Raw genomic sequence first — 21,156 nt, 5'->3', positions numbered from 1 at the left:
TGTATAAGAGACAGCGCATGGATCGGTAGGTCTGCAGCGGATCCGGCGCACCGGGACTGCCCAGGGGCGGATCCAGGCCCGCCAGCAGATCCCCGTCTGAGCGCCAGCGTTCGAGCACCTCGTCGAAACGCAACTGCCGCAGCTGGTGTCGATCGGCGATTTCGTCCCAGCTGCGCGGCGCCGCCACCGTCGGCTGCTCGCGCCCGCGCATCGAATACGGCGCGATGGTGGTCTTCGCCGGATTGTTCTGGCTCCAGTCCAGAAAGATCTTGCCCGGTCGCACGGCCTTCGCCATCGCCGCCGTGACCAGTGCCGGATGCAACTTCTCCAGGCCGGTCGCCAGCTGTTTGGCCACCGTCGAGGCGCCGCCGGGACTCAGTACCCGATCCAGCGGCACGTAGATGTGAATACCCTTGCTGCCGCTGGTCACCGGATAGGCGTCGAGACCGGCGTCGCGCACGGTATCGCGAATCCACAACGCCACCGATGCGCAATCGGCCAGTTCCACTCCGGGCCCGGGATCGAGATCGAAGACGATGCGGGTGGCCGGGCCGCGCGAGCCGTCGACGAAACGCCATTGCGGGACATGGATTTCCAACGACGCCTGCTGTCCGAGCCAGGCCAGACCGGCCACCGACTCGATGACCGGATAGTTCACCCGGCGATCGGAATGTTCCATCGGCCGCCGCTCGATCCATTTCGGTGCGTGCGCGGCCAGATTCTTCTCGAAGAACGAGGATTCGCCCACCCCGTTGGGCCAGCGCTTACGCGTGACCGGACGATCGGCGATATGCGGCAGCAGAGCCGGTGCGATGGCGGTGTAGTAGTCGATCACCTCCCCCTTGGTGGTGCCCGTCGCCGGGTACAGCACCTTGTCGAGGTTGGTCAGACCGACCTCGATGCCCCCGAACTCGCGGCGCGCCGCCATAGTCGCAGTGTAAAGCGAGAACGGGCACCACCGGAGGAGGGAACCTCCGGCCGGTACCCGTCGTCGATCGGCGAGTGAGCCCGGGCGAAGCGGGCGTCTCGCCTCGCCCCTCAGCCCTCCGGCGGTTGCGGCGCCTGCGGCGGTGTGGCGGGCGGAGTCTGCGGCGGTGTGGCGGGCGGCTCGGGCGCCGGCGGCGGGGTGTTGCCGCCCTGCGCGGTGATGTTCTTCTTGATGGCCTCGGTGCCCTTGTCGATGCGATCGGAGTACTTGCCCCCGGTCTTCTCGTTGACGAAGCCACCGGCCTTGTCGAGCGCCCCGTGCACCTTGTCCGCGTTCTGCGAGGCCGCGTCGCGGCCCTTGTTCACCAGCCCCTTGAGCGTATCCATCAAACTCATGAAGCCCACTCCTTCACTCGTCGACTGCGTTGCTAGCGCACATCCTCCCACCAGGAGACCTGCGGTGATACCGCATCGGCATCGATCCGCCCGCCGGGAAGCGGCACCACTACCCGGGTACCCCCCGCACGCGCCGCTGCAACAAGTCTCCGGACCGGTTCCGACCAGCCGTGGAAGGCCAGGTTGAACGTGGCCCAGTGAATCGGCACCAACATGCCGTATTCGGCGTCCCCGACGCACACGTCGGCGTGGGCGCGCACCGCCTCCTCGGGATTCATGTGCACATCCGGCCAGTGCACGTCGTAGGCGCCGATCGGCAGCAGGGTCAGATCGAACGGACCATAGGTCGCGCCGATTTCGGCGAACGCCTTCGTGTATCCGGTGTCGCCGCCGAAATATGCCCGTCGGCGCGGGCCCGCGAAGACCCACGACGCCCACAGCGTGGTGTTGCGGGTGAAGCCGCGCCCGGAGAAGTGCCGCGCCTCGGTACAGGTGACGGTGAGCTCACCGCGCCCCGGGCGAGCGATGGACGTGGAGGTGTTCCAATCCAATTCGATGATGCGGGCCTCCGGCACCTGCCATTTGCGCAGATGCGCGCCGATTCCGATCGGCACCACGAACGGTGCGTCCTGACCGGCCACCAGCGCGCGTACGGTCTCGCGGTCCAGATGGTCGTAGTGATCGTGCGAGATGACCACCGCGTCCACCGCGGGCAGTGACGACAGCGGCGCCGGCACCGGATGCAGCCGGGCCGGGCCGACCAGTGGCGACGGCGAGACCCGCTCGCTCCACACCGGGTCGGTGAGGATGCGGTAGCCGTCGACCTCGACCAGCGCGGTGGCGTGGCCGAACCAGGTCACCGCCAGCTCGGCCGCCTGCTCGGGGTGTTCGGCGCTGGCCAGCGGGATCTGCGCCGGTGGCCGCCCCACATCGCGACGGGTCAGAGCCGACAGCAGCAGGGACGCACCCGAGCCGGGCGTGATCTGGCTGCTGGGTTCGGTGTTGTGGAACTGGCGGTCACGGTAGCTCGCCGACCGCGTCGCCAGCGGCGCGATGGCGGCGGCGGACGCCCCCATTTCCGCGGGAATCCGCCACGCCGCCCGTGCCACCCAGCGCAATCCGACCAGCCCGGCCGCGGCCAGCGCCGCTCGGCGGGCGGCCGCGACGATCTCGGTGCCGGCCATCAGCGGCCCACGAACTTCGCCGCGCGCTTCTGTTCCCGCGCCAGCCGCGCCTCCTCGGCGTCGGCGCTGCGCCAGGCGGCCTCCAGGGCCGCGCGCTGCTCGGGAGTGTCGTCGCCGCGGGTGCCGTCGTCGTTGAACACCAGCTTGAGGTGACGCAGCGAGAGCGGGGCGAGCTGGGCGATCGACTTCGCCCATTCCTGCGCGTCGGCCAGGGTGCCGAGGCGGTTGGCGAAGCCGAAAGTGTATGCGTCGGAGGCGGATACACTCTCCGCCCCCATCAGTACGGTCCGCGCCGGGCCGCCGCCGATCAGCGAGACCAGCCGGCGCACCGTCCAGCGATCCACGGAGATGCCCAGTTTCGCGGCCGGGATGGCGATATAGGAATCCGGGCTCATCACCCGCAGGTCGGAGGCCAGCGCCAGCTGCACACCGGCGCCGAGCGCGCCGCCGTTGATGGCGGAGATCACCGGCACCGGGACCGTTTCGATGGTCTGCAACAGACCGAGCAGTCCGTCGAGGAAATCCGACGAGTAGACGCCGGACAGATCGGCGCCGGCACTGAAAATCGGACCCTGACCGGTCAGCACGATCACCCGCGCGTCCGCCGCCGCGGACGTGACGGCCTCGCGCAACGCTGCCACCAACTCGTCGTTGAGGGCGTTGCGGCGCTGCGGGCGCTGTAATTCGATGGTGACCACATCACCATCCCGGCTCACTGCGAGCATCTGACCTCTCCCCATTCGCGCGGTTTCTCCTCCGGGGGTGCACCTCACCGCACCCGCCGGTCGGTATCGACTCCACTGTATGCGCCGGACGGTTGCCGCAACGCACCCGACGCGTACTGTGACGGCGGTGACCGCACCCGATTTCGAGATTGTGGTGATCGGCGCCGGCCAGGCCGGACTGTCGGTCGGCTATCACCTGCGGCGGCTCGGATTGACCCCCGGCGTCGATTTCGTCATCGTCGACCACTCCCCCGGGCCCGGTGGCGCATGGCAATTCCGCTGGCCGTCACTGACTTTGAACACGGTGAATCGCGTACACGACCTGCCGGGGATGTCGTTCACCGAAACCCTGCCGGCCGGTTCGGATTCCGTCCCCGCCGCCACCGCGGTGCCGCACTATTTCGAGCTGTACGAAAAGCGGTTCGACCTGCGGGTTCGCCGGCCGATATCGGTACGGGTGGTGTGCGACAGAGCCAGCACCGCAACATGTCCGGGGACATTGGTGGACGGGCTGTTGCACGTCGAGACCGCGATCGGCGAAAACCTCACGGCTGCACAGGGTTCCGTTACCGAGCCGCATACGGCCACCGATTCGCGGCGATCGACGGATGCGCCGACCGAGTTACCGGGCGCCACCGGCGAGACCCTTCGTGTGCGCGGCGTGATCAACGCGACCGGCACTTGGGAAAAACCGTTCATTCCGTACTATCCGGGCGCGGAAACCTTCGCCGGGCGCCAGTTGCACGCCCACGACTACCGCAATGCGGCGGAGTTCGCCGGGAAGCACGTCGTGGTGGTCGGCGCGGGGATCTCGGCGGTCCAGCTGCTCGACGAGATCTCCCAGGTCACGAGCACGACGTGGGTGTCGCGGACGGAGCCGCGCTGGCGGGAGGGGCCGTTCGGGCCCGATGAGGGCCGCCGGGCGGTCGCGATGGTCGAGGACCGCGTGCGACGGGGGCTGCCGCCGCGGTCGGTGGTGTCGGTGACCGGACTGCCGGTCGACGACCGGATTCGCGCCGCCCGCGCGCGCGGAGCGCTGACCTGGCATCCGATGTTCGCCCGCATCGAACCGGAGGGCGTGCGCTGGGCCGACGACAGCTTCCGGGCCGCCGATGTGATCCTCTGGGCCACCGGTTTCCGCAGCGCGCTCGACCACCTGGCCCCGCTGCGGCTGCGCGGGCCCGGTGGCGGCATCACGATGACGGGCCGCCTCGCGACGCAGGTGGCCGCCGACCCGCGTATCCACCTGATCGGTTACGGGCCGTCGGCCAGCACCATCGGCGCGAACCGGGCGGGACGCGCCGCGGCGGTCGAACTCACGCGCTATCTGGGGCTGTCCTGAGTGCCGCAGCGCCTCAGTCGAGCCCCATCGTGAACGTGTCGGGATCGGGGCCGACGCGGCTGCCGGTATCGAGCGCGTTGAGGGTGGTCATCTGCTCGGCGTCGAGTTCGAAGGTGAACACGTCGAAGTTCTCCCGGATACGCTCGGGATTCACCGACTTCGGGATGACGATATTGCCCAGCTGCAGATGCCACCGGATCAGGACCTGGGCGGGCGTGCGGCCGACCTGTTCGGCGACCGCGCCCACGGTGGGATCCTTCAGTTCCGCGCCCTGGCCGAGCGGACTCCATGCCTCGGTGGCGATGCCGTGTTCCGCGTGGAAGGCACGCAGCGTGTTCTGCGCGAGCGCCGGATGCAATTCGACCTGATTCACGGCCGGCACTTCACCGGTCTCACCGATCAGTCGCCGCAGCTGTTCCGGCTGGAAGTTCGAGACACCGATCGAACCGATGCGACCCTGCGTTTTCAGTGACTGGAAGGCGCGGAATGTGTCGACGTAGCGGTCCGCGCTCGGCACCGGCCAGTGGATCAGATACAGATCGAGGTACTCGAACCCCAGCCGCTCCATACTCGCTTCGAACGCGCGCAGGGTGGAGTCGTAGCCCTGGTCGGCATTCCACAGTTTGGTGGTGATGAAGACCTCGTCGCGCGCCAGCCCCGATTCGGCGATCGCCCGCCCCACCTCGGCTTCGTTTCCGTACGCCGCCGCGGTGTCGATGCTGCGATACCCCGCCTCGAGCGCGGCGGTCACCGTGTCGAAGGTCTGTCCCTCCGGCACCTGGAAGACCCCGAAGCCCAGCCTCGGAATCAGATGGCCGTCGTTGAGAATCACCGACGGTACTGTGCTGCTCTCGCTGCGAAAGGTCACCGTTCCGACCGTAGAAGCGGTTTGCCGAGCCGTCAACGACGCGCACCTGCGTGTTCGGGACATATGCCCCTGGCAGCCGGAACACCGAAGTTGTCCGTGGGCATCGCGCTGCTTACGGCAGCGAGGTGACGGGTGCGTCGTCAGCCGGGAACGCCCAAGCGGCGGTAGCGGTTCTGCCGCCGGGCGCGGAGGGCGGCGGTGGGCTGCGTGCGGAGGGCGGCCACTTCCTCGGCGATCGCGGCGACCATGCGCCGGGAGAAATCGATGGGTTCGCGGGCTGCGTCGGGATGTTCGGCGACGATGCGGTCGACGACGCCGTCGGCGAGGAGGTCCGCGGCCCGGACCCGTTGGGCGGCAGCGAGTTCCGCGGCGTGATCGGTGTCGCGGAAGACGATGGCGCTGGCGCCTTCCGGCGGAAGTGGGGCCAGCCATCCGTGCGTGGCGGCGAGGACGCGGTCGGCGGGAAGCAGCGCGAGTGCGCCGCCACCGGTGCCCTGCCCCAGCAGAACCGAGACGGTCGGCGTATCCAGCGTGACCAGATCGGCCAGGCAACGGGCTATTTCGGGGGCGAGCCCGCGTTCCTCGGCCTCCTGCGACAGTGCCGCACCGGCGGTATCGATGACCATGACCAGCGGAATACGAAGTTCGGCAGCCAGGTGCATACTGCGGCGCGCCTCGCGCAATGCCGCCGGCCCCATGGTGTTCTCACCGGTCTGGCCGGCCCGGTCGTGACCGAAGATCACGCACGGCTCGCCGCGCAGGCGGGCGAGGGCGTGGACAACGGTGCGGTCGGATTCGCCCTGCCCCGTACCGCTCAACGGCACCCGATCGGTCGCCTGCCGCAACAGCTCACGAATGCCGGGACGCCGCGGATCGCGGGAGATCAACACCGACTCCCACGCCGGTGTATCCGCTCCCTCAGCGCCCGGCGAACCCACTCGCCCCACATTTGGCGCATCCGCTCGGTCGACGGGCGGCGCATCCGCGGCAGTCTGCCCGGTACTCGAATCGTGTTGTGGCGCTGAGGCATCCCGCACGGCAGGTTCTCCGGCCGCATTGCCGGCGACGCCACCGTCGCCAGGAGGGGCTACCGGCAAATCCTGCGCGGGCGAAGCGAAAGGTAGCGAATCCGCCTGTCCCGCAACGGGAACCGCGACATTCAACACGCGGTGCGCGATCCGGCGGAAGAACCGGACCGGCACCACCCCGTCGATGACCCCGTTGCGATACAAATTTTCCGCGGTCTGCACGCCCTCGGGGAACGGCCGGTCGTAGAGCGCTTCATACACTCGCGGGCCCAGGAATCCGATCAGCGCCCCGGGTTCGGCGAAGGTTATGTGCCCCAGCGAACCCCAGGAGGCGAACACCCCACCCATCGTGGGATTGCGCAGGTACACCAGATAGGGATGACCGGCCGATTTGTGCGCGGCCACCGCGCCCGCGATCTTCACCATCTGCACGAAGGCGACCGTGCCCTCCTGCATGCGGGTTCCACCCGAGGTGGGCGAGGCGAGCAGGGGCAGACCCAGCGCGGTGGCGCGTTCGACGGCGGTGACGATCCGCTCGGCGGCCGCCACGCCGATCGATCCGGCGAGAAAACCGAATTCACACGCGATCACCGCGACGCGCCGCCCGCGCAATCGTCCCTCACCGGTCAGCACCGATTCGTCGGTACCGCTGCGCTCGGCCGCGGCGGTCAGTTCCGCGCGATAGGCCGGCGCGGTGGCGACCTCGATCGGTTCTCGATCCCAGCTGCGATACGAACCGGGATCGAGCACACCGTCGAAAAACTCACGCGCCGAGATCTTCACGCCCCGAGCGTAACCGCGCCGGACCGGGCGATCGGCGGTCGTGGTGCCACCGCGCGCCGACGCGGCCGCGTCGTGCGGCCGGTCGCCGGCGTATCAGTAACCCTGAACCACCTTGCGCAGCGCGTACTCGGTGACCGAGACCAGCGCCTGCTTCACCGGCTCGCGGCGGCGCGCGTCGATCGACATGATCGGCACGTCCGCCGGGACGGCCAGCGCCTGGCGGATGTCCTCGAGCGGGTACCGCGGTGCGTCGTCGAACTCGTTGATGGCCACCAGGAACGGCAGCCCACGAGCCTCGAAGTAGTCGACGGCGGCGAAGGAATCCTCGAGCCGTCTGGTGTCGATCAGCACTACCGCCCCGATGGCGCCGCGAATCAGGTCGTCCCACATGAACCAGAAGCGGTACTGGCCGGGTGTGCCGAACAGATAAAGCACCAAATCGTCGGCGAGGCTGATCCTGCCGAAGTCCATGGCCACCGTGGTGGTGGCCTTCGTCGGCACGGCGGCCAGGCTGTCGACGCCCACACTGGCGTTGGTCACCAAAGCCTCGGTGCGCAGCGGAACAATCTCCGATACAGCACCGACCAAGGTCGTCTTACCCACACCGAAGCCACCGGCCACCACGATCTTCGCGGAGGTCGGCTTGGCGTTGCGGGTATCGACCTGGGCCGTCGAATCAAATACGCCGGAGTCCACTGAGAACCCTTTCGATCAGCTCGCGACGTTCATCGTCGCTCGAATCGTCTTTCAAAGTCGCCGAAACTCGAACATGTCCCGCCTCGATGAGGTCGGCGACGAGCACTCGAGCCACCCCGATCGGAATACCCAGTCGGGCAGCAAGTTCCGCAACAGATGGCGATTCTCTGCACAACTCCACGATTGACGTCTCGATGTTGGTCAGTTCGAACTGCCGCTCTAGGGCGACCGGATGCGATGCGACGAGCGCCTCCAATGCCAACTCCACCGTCGGTCGCGTACGACCGGCGGTCAGCGAGTACGGACGGACGAGGCTGGGCTCGGCGCTCCCCACGTGCTGGTTGTCTATGTCCATCCCACCATCAGGAACCCATCGTGACGCGAGGTGTGGCCTGGACTGTCTGGCCCACCCGCTCGACCAGCAGAGCCATCTCGTAGCCCACCTGGCCGATATCGCAGGACGTGTTCGTCAGCACGGCCAGATAGGACCCGTCACCGACTGCCATGAGCAGTAGGTAACCGTGTTCCATCTCGACCACGGACTGCAGTACCGTGCCGCCTTCGAACAGGTTCGAAACGCCGACAGAGAGGCTGGCCAAACCTGCGGTCACGGCGGACAGCTGTTCGGCACGGTCGACGGGCAATTGAGCGCTCGCGGCCATCAACAGGCCGTCCGCCGAAACCAGCACGGCATGAGCGACGCCCGGAACCTCGTTGGCGAAGTTCGAAACCAGCCAATCCAGCTGACGGTTCGTACCACCTAGATCGGGGTTCATCGGTCTCCTTTATCTCCGGTTAGGTTCATTGCTCCCATTGCGCGGCCATCCCGGACGCCCTGCTGGTGACGACTCAGACTTGACCTGATCGACTCTGGGTCGCGGCTCGGCGTCCGATCGGCCCGCCCGGTGACACCACCGGGAACCAGCCGATTACCGGGATCGCGCTGCGGCAATCCGGCCGCCGTCCGCTTCTCCGACGAGGTTTCCACTGCCCGCCGGGCAGCCTGCCAGCCTTCGTCACCTGGGGATTCGAAGGAGGCGGCGACTTGGGACCGGTCCGGGTTGGGGTCCGCGAGCCACGCCGACATCATCTCGGCGAAGATCGGACTCCCCCCTTCCGACGGGCCGGCGTCGGCTGCGGGCTGCAGCCGGGTCTGGAAGAACGATGCCGTCTTCTGCGGATTCGACCGGTAACTGTGACGGCCGCGTTCGCGACCCTCACCGGATTCCGCATTCGCGTCCGCGGCGGAGCTGTCCCGCTGCGGCGCATGACGTCCGGGCAGGCTCAGCCCCGGGGTGGGTTCCGGCCGCGGCGGCAGACCGGCGCCCGGTTGCCGCTGCGGCAGACCGCCCGCGGCCGGGGCACGCTGCGGCAGACCCTCATTCGACTCTCGTTGCGGCAGACCACTTCCGGCGTCGCGTTGCGGAAGTCCGCCGATGCCCTCGCGCTGCGGCAGGCCACCACCGGCACCGCGCTGCGGCAGACCGCCGCCCGAATCCCGTTGCGGGAGGCCGCTTCCGGCGTCCCGCTGCGGCAGGCCGCTTCCGGCATCCCGCTGCGGCAGACCGTTACCGGCATCGCGCTGCAGACCGGTGGGTGCGCCCTCGCGGGACGGCGCGCCGTTGGAACCCGGGGTCCGCTGCGGCAGGCCGCCGCCGGCGCCGCGCTGCGGCAGGTCGCCGTTGGACGCTTCCCGCTGCGGGAGGCCACCGTTCGCGGATTCCCGCTGCGGGAGGACACCCTCACGCGCCGGGGCGCCGTTGGTGCCCGGGGTCCGCTGCGGCAGTCCGTTGGCGCCGAGTTCGCGGGCCGGCGGGCTCGCCGCGGGGCGGTCCTCACCGGCGGGCGCACGCTGCGGCAGGCCGGAGCCACCGCGCTGCGGCAGGCCACCTTCCCGCGGCGGCAGGCTCGAGCCCGAATCACGCTGTGGCAGACCGCCTTCGCGCTGCGACAGGCCGTTACCCCCGGCCGGCGGCCGCTGCGGCAGTCCGGTCGGTCGGCCCGGCCGCGGCGGCTGACCCGCCGCACCCGGCTGACGCTTGAGCATATTGGCGGCCAGACCCGAGGTCGGCTGCGCCGTCGGGGAGCCGCCGCGCTGGGGCAGATTCGCGTTCGGCTGCGCCTTGGGCGCCTGCGGTCCGTTGGCACCCGGCTCACGCTGCGGCAAGCCCGTGCCCGGCTCGGCGTCGGCGAGCGGATGACGCGCGGTCGGTCCGTTGGCGCCCGGCTGCCGCTGCGGCAGCCCGCCCGAAACCGCACCGCCCGGCTGGCGCTGCGGAAGTCCGCCCGCGGCCGAACCGTTCGCCGCGGCGGCGGCACCGTTGGTGCGTACCGTGCGGTCGTCGCCGGCATCCGCGGCCGGCGTGATCGGAATCGGCCCGCTCACGCCCGGATCCACGGTGACCATCATGTTGCCGCTCGGGGTCCGGGTGACACCGCGCATCTGCATCGACGACGCCACGGACGGCCGCTGGGGCGGCACCGACACCTGCTCACCGGACTGATCCGGCAGCGAGACCGTTCCGCCCGACGGCGCCACGATGATCGCCTTGGGCACGTGCACGGTGACGGTGACGCCCGGGTCGCGGGCGGTGTCGAAGGTGGGGCGCAGGCGCACGTTGAGGCCGTGCCGCTCGGCCAGCCGGCTGACGACGAACAGACCCATGTGGCGCGCGGTGTCCGCACCGACCTCGGCGGTCGTCTCCAGGCGCCGGTTGATCGATGCCATCTCCGCGGGCGGCATACCGATACCGCGGTCGGCGACCTCGATCAGCAGACCCTGGTCGTGGGCCTGGGCGAAGGTGAACTTGACGTCGGTCTCCGGCGGCGAGGCGCGCAGCGCGTTGTCGAGCAGCTCGGCGAACAGGTGCGCCAGGTCGGAGGCGGCCGGTTCGGTGATGGCGCCGCGCGGGGTGGCGCCCAGCTTCACGCGCTCGTAGTCCTCGACCTCGGAGATGGCGGCACGCAGCACGTCCGCGATCTCGACCGGCGCGGACTTGCTGCGCCGCTGCCGGGTGCCAGCCAGAATCAGCAGGTTGTCGCCGTTTCGGCGCATACGGGCGGCGAGGTGGTCGAGCCGGAAGAGGTTCTCCAGCAGGCGCGGGTCCTTCTCGTCGTACTCCATCGCCTCGATCAGCGAGAGCTGATGGTCGACCAGCGACTTCGACCGGCGCGCCAGGGTTTCGAACATATCGTTGACCTGGGTACGCATGGAGGCCTGGTCGGCCGCCAGGCGCAGGGCCTGACCGTGGATGTCGTCGACCGCGCGAGCGAGCTGGCCGACCTCTTCCTCGGTGTGCACCGGCATCGGCTCGAGCGGCACATCCTCGGGGCTGGCGCCGTCACGCAGGCGCGAGACCTCGTAGCCGAGGTCGTGCTCGGCGACGCGCAGCGCGGCCAGGCGCAGCTTGCGCAGCGGCACGATCATGGCCCGCGCGACCAGCACGGCGAAGATCAGCGCGGCCAGAATCGTCAGGACGACGATGACGGCGTACTGAATGGCGCCGGCCCGGGCGTTATCGGCCAGGTCGTTCACTCGCGAGGTGATGTCCTGCGTCGAGGAACCGACGATCTTGGTGTAGCCGTTCAGGCTGTCGACCAGCGACTGCTTGATATCCATCAGCGGCAGCTGACCGACATCGACGTTCGGCCCGCTGGTCATGGTGATCCGGTTCTGCAGCAAGCCGTTCAGCTCGGCGATCGTCGGATCGTTCTCGGGCAGGCGCTTGGCCAGCAGGTCGAGCATGTACTTCTCGGTGTTGCCGGCGACCTGGAAGTCGTGCAGACCGCCCTTGGCGTCACCGGTCAGGGTCTTGGCCGAGGCCGCGATCTCCTGGACCATCACCGCGCGGGTGTTCAGCGAGTCGACCAGGCGCAGCTTCGCCGCGTCGACGCCGGGGTCGGAGATGGTCGAGACGATCTCCTCGACCGTGCGGACGCTGTTCTGGCGGATCGCCTCTTCCTGGGCGATCGCGTCGGCGAGGACCGGCGAGGGTTTGGTGCCCTGATCGCGCACCGCCTGGGCGCCCTTGATCATCTGCTCGATCGCATCGCGCGCACCCGGAACGCCGTCCAGCTTGGCCGTGGCCTTCTGCGCGGTCTGGATGGCGCCGTCCAGTCGGGTCAGGTCCGCGTCCTGCACCAGCGACTGGGTGGGGCTGATCGCGGCCATCTGACCACCGGCGACCGTGGCCGCGGCACCACTCAGGCCGGTGACGGCCGGAATCGCCTCGACATGCTCGACCGCCCGATCCAGGTGGCTCGAGTCACTGAACTCGGACGCGATCCTGGAAGCACCGAGTACCACCGCGACGAGCAGCGGCACGGCCAGTACGGCCGTAACCTTCCAGCGCAGGTCCCAGTTGCCGAGCGCCCAGCGCTTCCCAACGGGCCTAGCGGCGTCACGCATCTCCAACTCACTTTCCAAACTGGCCCCAGCCACGCGCCATCGGCGAGCCTCCACGATCGCACGCGCGGCTCGATAAGCAGAACGGGCCGGGAACTGCGGCTGGCCGAGAAATTGCGTCCATGACGGCCGAAATAGGTGACATGCGATTCTAACGGATCAATAACTTCTTGTGTGACCTCTTGGCAACCACCAGCCGTTGACCTGGCTGTTCCAGCCAAAATCAAAGGTCGCGGCGGCCGCCCGGACGTCGCGTGAAGTCTGCCACAATCAGGCTGATCTATCGAGGCGGGCATCGATGCGAGGCAGGGAGTCATACGGTTGAACGCGAAGCAGGAGTACCGGCCCACCTACCAGACCAGCCTGGTCGACCCGTCGGACTTCTGGCGTAGCGCGGCCGAGGCGATCAGCTGGGACGTTGCGCCCGAACAGATTCTCGATACCACGGCACGACCGACGGCTCGGTGGTTTCCCGATGCTCGCCTCAACACCTCCTACAACGCCCTCGATCGGCATGTGCGCGATCTCACAGCGGAACCCGCCTCGACGAACGACGATACCGATGCCGCCGCCAAAACGGGCATTTCCGAAAAAACGGGCGGTCGCGCGGATCAGCCCGCCTTAATATATGACTCCGCTATGACGGGCGCCACAGTCGTCTACACCTACGCCGAATTGCTGGCCGAGGTCGCCCGCTTCGCCGGCGCCATGCTGCGGCTCGGGGTGCGTACCGGCGACCGCGTGGTGATCTACATGCCGATGATCCCCGAGGCCGTCATCGCGATGCTGGCCTGCGCGCGGATCGGCGCGGTGCATTCGGTGGTCTTCGGCGGATTCGCCGCCCATGAACTGGCCGCCCGCATCGACGACGCCGAACCCGTCCTGATCGTCACCGCCTCCGGCGGCCTGGAACCGAACAAGCGCCTCGAGTACCCGCCGATCGTGCTGCAGGCACTCGACCAGGTGCGGACCACCGCGCCGCGGAATGTGGTCGTGAAGCAGCGCGAAGGCTTTCCGACCATCCGGTTCGCCGCCCCGCAGCCGGCCACCGACACGCTGCCGGATTCCACCGCCACCATCGCGGCCCGCTGGCTGGATTGGGAGGACATGGTCCGCGACGCGGAACCGGCCGACCCGGTGCCGGTGGCCGCGACCGATCCGCTCTACATCCTCTACACCTCGGGCACGACCGGAAAACCCAAGGGCGTGGTGCGCGACAACGGCGGCCACGCGGTGGCGCTGGCCTGGTCGATGCGCAATATCTACGACGTCTCCCCCGGTCAGGTGATGCTGACCACCTCCGATATCGGCTGGGTGGTCGGCCATTCCTATATCGTCTACGCCCCGCTGCTGGTCGGGGCGACGACCATACTGTTCGAGGGCAAACCGATCGGTACGCCCGACTCCGGCACCTACTGGCGGCTGGTCGAGCAGTACGGGGTGCACGTGATGTTCACCGCCCCCACCGCGTTGCGCGCGATCCGCCGCGCCGATCCGGATGCCGCGCTGGCTCGCCGCCACGATCTGTCCTCGCTGCGCGCGTTGTTCTGCGCCGGCGAACGGCTCGACCCGGCCACCTACGAGTGGACCCGGGAGACGGTGCTGGCCGACCTGCCCGACTGCCCGGTGGTCGACCACTGGTGGCAGACCGAAACCGGCTGGCCGGTATGTGCCAACCCGCTCGGTCTACAGGAGCTGCCGATCAAACCCGGCTCGGCCTCGGTTCCGGTCCCCGGCTACCGGCTGCGCGTCCTCGATTACGAAGGCGATGCGGTGGCCACCGGCGCCGAGGGCAATATCGTGATCGGCCTCCCGCTCCCGCCCGGCTCGCTGACCGGCCTGTGGCGCGACGACGAACGCTTCGGCCGCTCCTATCTCTCGGCCTATCCCGGGCACTATCTGACCGGCGACTCCGGCTATTTCGACGAGGACGGGTATCTGTACGTCCTCGGCCGCAGCGACGATGTGATCAATATGGCCGGGCATCGGCTCTCGGCCGGCGGCATCGAGGCCGCGATCTCGGGACATTCGGCGGTCGCGGAAACCGCGGTGATCGGAGTGCCCGACGAACTGAAGGGACAGCTGCCGATCGCCTACGTGGTGCTCAAGAACGGCGTCGACATCGAACTGGCGCAGCTGCGTGCCGAGATCATCGCCCGCGTGCGCGAGCAGATCGGCGCGATCGCGACCCTGCACGACGTGACGGTGGTCCGGGCGTTGCCGAAGACCCGATCCGGAAAGATCCTGCGCCGCACCATCCGCCAGATCGCCTCGGGCGAGACCTGGGAGATGCCCGCGACCATCGAGGATCCCGCGGTGCTCATCGCGCTGGAGGATCAACTGCTCGCCGGGACCGATCCGACCGCCGACCCGGCGGCGGAGACCACGGCCGACCCGGCGACGAGCACGAACGGCTCGAGTATCGGTTCCTGATCGGGGCATCCGAGTGCAGGGCGCGCGCCCGGCCCGGTTCAGAGTCTTCTCAGAATCGGTTCACGCGCGCCCCAGACTCCGGCGATACCGTGCCGGACACATACGTGCCGACGCACAGGGAGAAAGAAACATGCGCATTCGCGGATTTGCCGCAACCACCCTCACCGCTGCGGGCCTGGCCGCCGGGGCCGCCCTGCTCGTCCCCGCCACCGCATCGGCGGGTCCGACCGAACTGGTTGCGCCGCTGCTGAATTCGACCTGCAGCTTTGCTCAGGTCGACGCCGCCCTGCACGACAAGGCGCCGCAGCTGGCCTCGATCCTGGACAACAACCCGGACCAGAAGGCCGAGCTGAAGGCGAAATTCGATCAGCCCGTGGAACAGCGCCGGGCCGAATTCCAGCAGTATCTGGCCCAGCATCCGGACGAGGCGCAGCGCGCCCAGCAGGACCCGCGGGCCGCCGGCCTGAGCCGGACGATTCAGGAAGTCGCCGATTCCTGCCACAACTACTGACCCGGGCACCGGGCAACTCGCGCGGGCCTCGGGCCACCCCCCGGAGCCGCGCGGTCAAATTACACTGCACACCGTGGCGAGCAGCGAGAATCCGACGGTGCTGGTGGTCGACGACGACGAGGATGTGCTGTCCTCGGTGGAACGCGGCTTGCGACTGTCCGGATTCCGGGTGGTGATCGCCCGCGACGGCGCCGCAGCCCTGCGCAGCGTGGCCGAACAGTCGCCCGACGCCATCGTGCTCGATATGAACATGCCGGTGCTCGACGGTGCCGGCGTGGTGACCGCGTTGCGTGCGATGGGCAACGAGGTGCCGATCTGCGTGCTCTCGGCGCGCAGTTCGGTCGGCGACCGGATCGCCGGACTGGAATCCGGCGCGGACGACTATCTGGTGAAACCGTTCGTCCTCGCCGAATTGGTGGCGCGAATCCGGGCGCTGCTGCGCCGCCGCACCGATACCGCTCCCGCCGCGGCGCCGGGCTCGATCACCGTGGGCCCCTTGGAAATCGATGTGGCCGGCTATCGCGCCCTGTTGCACGGTAACGAAATCGAGCTCACCAAAAGGGAATTCGAACTGCTGTCCACACTGGCCCGCAATGCCGGGGTGGTGTTGAGCCGGGAACGACTGCTGGAGCTGGTGTGGGGGTACGACTTCGCCGCGGACACCAATGTGGTGGACGTCTTCGTCGGCTATCTGCGTCGCAAGCTGGAGGCCGACGGCACTCCCCGGCTGCTGCACACCATCCGCGGCGTCGGCTTCGTGCTGCGGATGCCGAAATGACCGGTGCGCCCGCCGAAACGACCTGTGCGGGTGCGGGATGACCGCACCGGGACGGCGGCGCTTCGGGCTGCGACACTCCTATTCGCTGCGCACCAGGGTCGCCGGGGCGGCGGCATTGGGCGCGATCATCATCACCGCGGTGTTGAGCTGGGTGTCGGTGGTGGCACTGGGCCGCAACAATCTCGCCCAGGCCGACCAGGAATTGAACATCGCCTCGCGCATCGTGCTGATGCAGCCGCTCATCGCGGTCGGGGTGCTGTCGCTGGTGACGCCGAACAAGGATATGGCGGTGACGGTCCGCGACCACGGGGAGATCATCGCGTCCACCAGCGTGCGCCTGCCCGCCGAGGACCCGGGTTCGCATACGGTCACGCTGGGCGGCACCCCGTTCCGGGTACTGACCACGACCGAGAATCAGCCCGAGGGACGGACCGTATCGATCGCGATCCCGCTGACCGACGCCTATCACACCATGTCCGAGCAGCGGCGCTGGGTGCTGTTCGCGGCCGGGCTGGCGGTGGCCGCGGCAGCCGGGCTGGGCTGGGTGTTCGGTGGCGGCGCGGTGCGCCCGATCCGCGATCTCACCCGGCAGGTGAGTGCGCGCAGCGGCACCAGTACGGCCGAGGTCCGGGTGGACGGATCCGGCGTCTGGGAGGCCGAAAAGCTCTCCGAAGCAGTGAATTCGCTGCTGGAGCGCGTGCAGTTCGCCCAGGCCGAAACCGCGGCGGCACTCGAGACGGCCCGCGATTTCGCCGCCGTCTCGGCGCACGAACTGCGCACCCCGCTCACCGCGATGCGCACCGACCTCGAGGTGCTGCGCACCCTGGACCTCGACGAGCAGCAGCGCGCGGAGATCCTCGACGATCTGCAGCGCAGTCAGGGCCGGGTGGAGGCCACACTCGCCGCGCTGGAACGGCTCGCCGCGGGCGAGCTGACCGACGAACGCGACCACGTCGAAACCGATGTCGGCGATCTGGTCGATCACGCCGCCCACGATGCGATGCGCCACTTTGGAGATCTCACCGTCCACATCGAGACCGATCCCGAACTGATCACTCGTGGCCTGCCGACCGGACTGCGGCTGGCGGTCGACAACGCGCTCACCAATTCGGCCCGCCACGGCGGCGCCACGCAGGCGCTGGTGTCGGCCCATCGCCGCCCCGACGGCTGGATCGTGATCTCGGTCGACGACAACGGCGCGGGCATCCCGGCCGAGGAGCGACGGACCGTCTTCGACCGCTTCATCCGCGGCGCCAACGCCACCAAGGGCGGCTCCGGGCTGGGCTTGGCCCTGGTCGCGCAGCAGGCCCAATTGCACGGTGGCCGAGCCTATTTCGACGACGGCACCCTGGGCGGGGTGCGCCTGGTGCTGGAATTGCCGGACCGGCCGATGTCCGCACCGCCACCGCCGGAATCCTGATTCGTCCGAGTTCCCTCACAGAACCCTCAGATATCCGCCAGTACTTGCGCATTCATCGTCGCTACCGTCGAACGGCGTGGCAGATAGACGTTTTCGCTGGACAGTGCTCGGTGTGGTGACCCTGGTGGTCGCCGGTGCGGTGACGGGCGGGGTGATCGCCGCCACCCGCGGTGGTGCCGCGCCGACCGATATCGCGATCGTCAACGCGGATACCGGCCCCGCCGGTGCCCGCATCGTAAAGGCGTTGCAATCCGAGGACGACACCTGGATTGTGGCCGAACCCGGTGCCCGCACCACCGATCATGCCGCGGTGATCACCCTGCCCGCCGACCTCAGTTCGTCGTTGGCCACCCTCGCCACGGCGCAACCGCATCGGGCCCAGCTGACCGTGGCCACCAACGAACACGCCGACACCGCCGCGGTCGACGATGCGGTCGCGGCGGTGACGCGGCGAATCGCGGCCGCCGGCGTGGATCAGACCCTGGGCGCGGTCGCGAACGCGCGCGGTTCGATGCAACAGGCCGCCTTCACATCCCAGCTGCTCGACGCGGGCGTACGGACGGCCTCCGACGCCGCCGGACAGTTCACCGGCGGCGCCCAGCAGATGCTGGGTTTCCTGGATTCCGCGAAATCCGGTGCGGCGACGCTGACTTCGCAACTCGGCCAGGTACACAGCACTCTGGGACAGGCGACGAATCAGGCCGAGAACATGGCCGGCGCCTTCGATGCCACCGGACTGACCATCGGGCAGATCGGTGCCGGTGCGAACGCGATGAGTACCGGGCTCGACCAGGTCCTGCCGCTGCTGCGAGCGCTGCCGTTCGCGGCGGATCCTCAGCTCACCGAGATCATCGGCAAGCTGGAGGCGCTGCGCTCGATCGCCGGCCAGGCCGACACCCAACTGGCGGGCGTGGCCCGCCTGACCGGGAGCAGTACCGATCCGAACACCGGCCTCGGCACCATCCTGCGCGATGCCGCGAACCGGCTGACCGCGGCCACCGCCCAGCTGGACCAGGGCGCCGCCCTGGCCGGGCAGATTCCGCAGCTCGCCGATCAGGCGAGCACGCAACTGCAGGGTGCGCTGCAGGCGGTGACCGGCGGGGTCACCCAGATGCAGCAAATTTCGACGAATCTGACCGATCAAACCGGCAAGGCCCTCACCGCGTTACCGGCACACAGCACATCCCAGCAGTCCGTCCTGGCGACGAATCTGTCCGATCCGGTCGAGATCGTCCGGCAGTGAACGTCCTTATTCGACGACGTTCAGCAGATCGATGACGAAGATCAGCGTCTTGCCCGACAGCGGGTGGCCCGAGCCCTCGGGACCGTAGGCCAGCTCCGGCGGGATGGTCAGCTGGCGGCGGCCGCCGACCTTCATGCCGGGAATACCGTCCTGCCAGCCCTGGATCAGGCCGCGCAGCGGGAAGGTGATGGATTCGCCACGGTTCCAGGACGAATCGAATTCCTCGCCGGTGTCGTAGGTGACGCCCACGTAGTGCACCTCCACGGTGCCGCCGGGCACGGCTTCGGCTCCGTCGCCCACGACCAGATCCTGCACTTCCAGCGTGGTGGGCGCGGGGCCTTCCTGGAACTCGACTTCCGGCTTGGTCATGCGTCCTCTTCCGTTGCGATGGATAAATCGTTCTGTGGATAAACCAATAAAGAGTTCACCATAGCGTTGCCCGCCAAACCGTGTTTCACACGACAGTTGGCTCGGCCGAATTCGCGGCCAGGGTGCAGGATAGGTTGCCGTGGCCCACGTGATCGATATCGTCGACCCCGGCGACCCTCGGGTCGCCGACTTCCGCGACCTCAACTCGGCCGACCGGCGGCCCGACCTTCCGGGCGGGAAAGGCCTGGTCGTGGCCGAGGGCGTGGTGGTCGTGCAGCGCATGCTGGCCTCGCGTTTCCAGCCGTTCGCCCTACTCGGGGTGGGTCGCCGATTCGATCAGCTCGCCCCCGACCTCGCCGGTGTGGACGTCCCCTATTACCGCGTCGGCGCCGAGGTGATGGCCGAGATCGTCGGATTCCACCTCAATCGCGGCGTCCTCGCCGCCGCCTGCCGCCCACCGGAACTGCTACCCGAGGAAATCCTGGAGACCGCCCGCACGGTCGCGGTGCTCGAGGGCGTCAACGATCACGAGAACATCGGCTCGATCTTCCGGAACGCGGCCGGACTCGGCGCGGACGCGGTGTTGTTCGGCGACCGCTGCGCCGATCCGCTGTATCGCCGCGCGGTGCGGGTGTCGATGGGACACGTGCTGCGCGTACCGTTCGCGTCGCTGCCGACCTGGCCCGACGGCCTGCATACGCTGCGCGAGCTCGGTTTCCGGATCATCGCGCTGACGCCGAATCCGGCGGCGGTGAATCTGGCGACCGCGATGACCGGCGACCGGGTGGCACTGCTGCTCGGCGCGGAAGGCCCCGGTCTGACCGAGGCGGCCATGCGCGCCACCGATATCCGCGCGCGGATTCCGATGACCCCCGGCACCGATTCGCTCAATGTCGCGACCGCGGCCGCGATGGCTTTCTACGAAAGGGTGCGGACCTCGTGAATCGACCGCTGGGCCGCCCGGAAGCCACTCCCGGCGAACCGACACCGTGGGCGGCGGGCATCGCCGTGGCCGTCTTCGTCGCCGCGCTGACCGCCGCCGGGGTGTACTCGTTCGGTGTCGCACTGGCCCATGTCCATTGGACGCTCGCGGTGGCGGTGAACGTGATCGCCGTCGCCGGTACCGCGCCGACCGCGTGGCGCTGGCGCCACACCCCGGTCACCCGCTGGGTGCTCGCCGGACTCGGCGCCGGGGTACTGATCGGCTGGGTCGTGCTGCTGATCGACGCTGCGGCCCACTAGGTTTCGCGATCGCGGTTTCGCGATCACAACACGCGGTCGCGTCCGCGCAGCCAGCCGAACCAGCGCTTACTCGCCGGAATCGTCACCGACGTCTCCCGGGTCGCCGGTGCGGGCGCCTGCCCGGCGGGATAGAGGCTGAATCCGCACACCTCGATCCGGTCCGGAAGCAGTGCGTCGCCGCAAGCGCCCGCCCGATAACGGAATCCGAGCCACTCCTCGTTCGCCGCGTCGGCGAATTCCGGCGGGTCGAACGGCAGGATCTGCGGATCGGGAAAATCACCGGGCCGCAGCCGGACCGGATGGTCGCCGGCCCAGTACTGGCGCTCCCACACCAGTGGCAGCCCTTCGTCCTCGACGATGTCGACCCGGGTGGCGCTGAAGGCGCGGCGGAATTCCCCGCGCTCCCAATGCGCGAACGCACCCCAGCCCAGTGCGACGTCATAGGACACCAGATAGGTGTGCTCGGAGGCCAGCGGCCGGATGAGCGGTTCCGGGAGCCGGGTCGGGTGGCTGCGCGCCGCCTGCACGGTACAGACCACGGTGACGCCCGGGAAGCAGCCGATGTACATCGAGCCGGGATCGGGGCCGGCCCAGACCTTCAGGGTGCCGGAGGCGGCGGGCACCACGTCGTGGTCGGGATTGAGCTGTTTGGCCAGTGCGAGCGCGGCCTCCGGGTCGGGATCGGGGTGGGAGCGCAGGACCGCCGCCGGGTCCGGGTCGTCGACGTACCAGATCGACGAGGCTGTGGATGGCACCTACGACACCTCCCGAGCTCGAACGGGTAAGCGTGGTTACTCCCGAGCAAT

Annotated in this window: 20 protein-coding genes; 8 read left to right on the top strand and 12 right to left on the bottom strand. The window is 68.8% G+C overall.

What is annotated here, in order from left to right; genetic code table 11:
- The 4 genes from ligD to C8258_RS08080 form a co-directional block, all read right to left on the bottom strand.
- On the bottom strand, positions 1-928 hold a 928-nt coding region (ligD, locus tag C8258_RS08095; protein WP_199195622.1), incomplete at its 3' end, for a non-homologous end-joining DNA ligase.
- Positions 929-1,038: 110 nt separating this feature from the next.
- Entirely contained in the window at positions 1,039-1,323 is a 285-nt protein-coding gene (locus C8258_RS08090) for an antitoxin (protein WP_106954641.1), read from the bottom strand.
- Between the two features lie 32 nt (positions 1,324-1,355).
- Positions 1,356-2,507 carry an MBL fold metallo-hydrolase gene (locus C8258_RS08085; RefSeq protein WP_106954580.1) on the bottom strand — a complete coding sequence of 384 codons (1,152 nt, stop codon included), beginning with the start codon at positions 2,505-2,507 and terminating at the stop codon, positions 1,356-1,358.
- Positions 2,507-3,232: an enoyl-CoA hydratase gene (locus C8258_RS08080; RefSeq protein WP_106954579.1), complete on the bottom strand. Its 726-nt coding sequence runs from the start codon at positions 3,230-3,232 to the stop codon at positions 2,507-2,509. Before C8258_RS08080 ends, C8258_RS08085 begins: the two co-directional genes overlap by 1 nt.
- Before the next feature lie 79 nt (positions 3,233-3,311).
- Here C8258_RS08080 and C8258_RS08075 point away from each other — a divergent pair, with 79 nt between their 5' ends.
- Positions 3,312-4,574 (top strand): NAD(P)-binding domain-containing protein, encoded by a 1,263-nt coding sequence (locus C8258_RS08075; RefSeq protein ID WP_106954578.1) that lies wholly within the window; start codon positions 3,312-3,314, stop codon positions 4,572-4,574.
- A 13-nt stretch (positions 4,575-4,587) separates the two neighbouring features.
- Here C8258_RS08075 and C8258_RS08070 read toward each other — a convergent pair whose 3' ends face one another.
- The 6 genes from C8258_RS08070 to C8258_RS08045 all read right to left on the bottom strand — a co-directional run bounded on the left by C8258_RS08070 (position 4,588) and on the right by C8258_RS08045 (position 12,357).
- Positions 4,588-5,442: an aldo/keto reductase gene (locus tag C8258_RS08070; protein ID WP_039776240.1), complete on the bottom strand. Its 855-nt coding sequence runs from the start codon at positions 5,440-5,442 to the stop codon at positions 4,588-4,590.
- Positions 5,443-5,582: 140 nt separating this feature from the next.
- Positions 5,583-7,253, bottom strand: a complete 1,671-nt coding sequence (locus C8258_RS08065; RefSeq protein ID WP_106954576.1) for a carboxyl transferase domain-containing protein — start codon at positions 7,251-7,253, stop codon at positions 5,583-5,585.
- 93 nt (positions 7,254-7,346) lie between these two features.
- A complete protein-coding gene (locus C8258_RS08060; RefSeq protein ID WP_174372252.1) occupies positions 7,347-7,949 on the bottom strand; it encodes an ATP/GTP-binding protein in 603 nt (200 codons plus the stop codon).
- Positions 7,930-8,304: a DUF742 domain-containing protein gene (locus C8258_RS08055; protein ID WP_025347064.1), complete on the bottom strand. Its 375-nt coding sequence runs from the start codon at positions 8,302-8,304 to the stop codon at positions 7,930-7,932. The genes C8258_RS08060 and C8258_RS08055 overlap by 20 nt, the downstream gene beginning before the upstream one ends.
- Positions 8,305-8,311: 7 nt before the next feature.
- Positions 8,312-8,725, bottom strand: coding sequence for a roadblock/LC7 domain-containing protein (locus tag C8258_RS08050; protein WP_011207200.1), 414 nt, complete (start codon positions 8,723-8,725; stop codon positions 8,312-8,314).
- On the bottom strand, positions 8,722-12,357 hold the full coding sequence (locus tag C8258_RS08045; RefSeq protein ID WP_106954640.1) for a HAMP domain-containing sensor histidine kinase: 3,636 nt from the start codon (positions 12,355-12,357) through the stop codon (positions 8,722-8,724). Before C8258_RS08045 ends, C8258_RS08050 begins: the two co-directional genes overlap by 4 nt.
- 318 nt (positions 12,358-12,675) lie before the next feature.
- On the opposite strand from C8258_RS08045, the gene C8258_RS08040 reads away from it, so the two are divergent.
- The 5 genes from C8258_RS08040 to C8258_RS08020 all read left to right on the top strand — a co-directional run bounded on the left by C8258_RS08040 (position 12,676) and on the right by C8258_RS08020 (position 18,739).
- Positions 12,676-14,787 carry an AMP-binding protein gene (locus C8258_RS08040; protein WP_106954575.1) on the top strand — a complete coding sequence of 704 codons (2,112 nt, stop codon included), beginning with the start codon at positions 12,676-12,678 and terminating at the stop codon, positions 14,785-14,787.
- A 130-nt stretch (positions 14,788-14,917) separates the two neighbouring features.
- Positions 14,918-15,298, top strand: coding sequence for a hemophore-related protein (locus C8258_RS08035; protein ID WP_051024243.1), 381 nt, complete (start codon positions 14,918-14,920; stop codon positions 15,296-15,298).
- Between the two features lie 73 nt (positions 15,299-15,371).
- On the top strand, positions 15,372-16,076 hold the full coding sequence (locus C8258_RS08030) for a response regulator transcription factor (RefSeq protein WP_036498012.1): 705 nt from the start codon (positions 15,372-15,374) through the stop codon (positions 16,074-16,076).
- Positions 16,077-16,113: 37 nt separating this feature from the next.
- Entirely contained in the window at positions 16,114-17,496 is a 1,383-nt protein-coding gene (locus C8258_RS08025) for a sensor histidine kinase KdpD (protein WP_106954574.1), read from the top strand.
- A 76-nt stretch (positions 17,497-17,572) separates the two neighbouring features.
- A complete protein-coding gene (locus C8258_RS08020; protein WP_106954573.1) occupies positions 17,573-18,739 on the top strand; it encodes a hypothetical protein in 1,167 nt (388 codons plus the stop codon).
- Positions 18,740-18,745: 6 nt separating this feature from the next.
- Here C8258_RS08020 and C8258_RS08015 read toward each other — a convergent pair whose 3' ends face one another.
- Complete coding sequence (locus C8258_RS08015) at positions 18,746-19,108, bottom strand: FKBP-type peptidyl-prolyl cis-trans isomerase (protein WP_036498008.1); 363 nt, start codon at positions 19,106-19,108, stop codon at positions 18,746-18,748.
- Between the two features lie 139 nt (positions 19,109-19,247).
- Between C8258_RS08015 and C8258_RS08010 the strand changes: the two genes are divergently transcribed.
- Both C8258_RS08010 and C8258_RS08005 read left to right on the top strand, forming a co-directional pair.
- On the top strand, positions 19,248-20,051 hold the full coding sequence (locus C8258_RS08010) for an RNA methyltransferase (protein WP_036498007.1): 804 nt from the start codon (positions 19,248-19,250) through the stop codon (positions 20,049-20,051).
- Positions 20,048-20,350: a DUF2537 domain-containing protein gene (locus tag C8258_RS08005; RefSeq protein WP_232329631.1), complete on the top strand. Its 303-nt coding sequence runs from the start codon at positions 20,048-20,050 to the stop codon at positions 20,348-20,350. The genes C8258_RS08010 and C8258_RS08005 overlap by 4 nt, the downstream gene beginning before the upstream one ends.
- 23 nt (positions 20,351-20,373) lie before the next feature.
- On the opposite strand, the gene C8258_RS08000 is transcribed toward C8258_RS08005, so the two are convergent.
- Positions 20,374-21,105: a hypothetical protein gene (locus C8258_RS08000; RefSeq protein WP_106954572.1), complete on the bottom strand. Its 732-nt coding sequence runs from the start codon at positions 21,103-21,105 to the stop codon at positions 20,374-20,376.
- Positions 21,106-21,156: the final 51 nt, after the last annotated feature.

Origin of the sequence: Nocardia sp. MDA0666 (genome assembly GCF_003023875.1) — a bacterium.
GTDB lineage: Bacteria > Actinomycetota > Actinomycetes > Mycobacteriales > Mycobacteriaceae > Nocardia > Nocardia aobensis.
The sequence above is the reverse complement of the archived record's forward strand: the minus strand, read 5'-3'. Positions and strand labels throughout refer to the sequence as shown.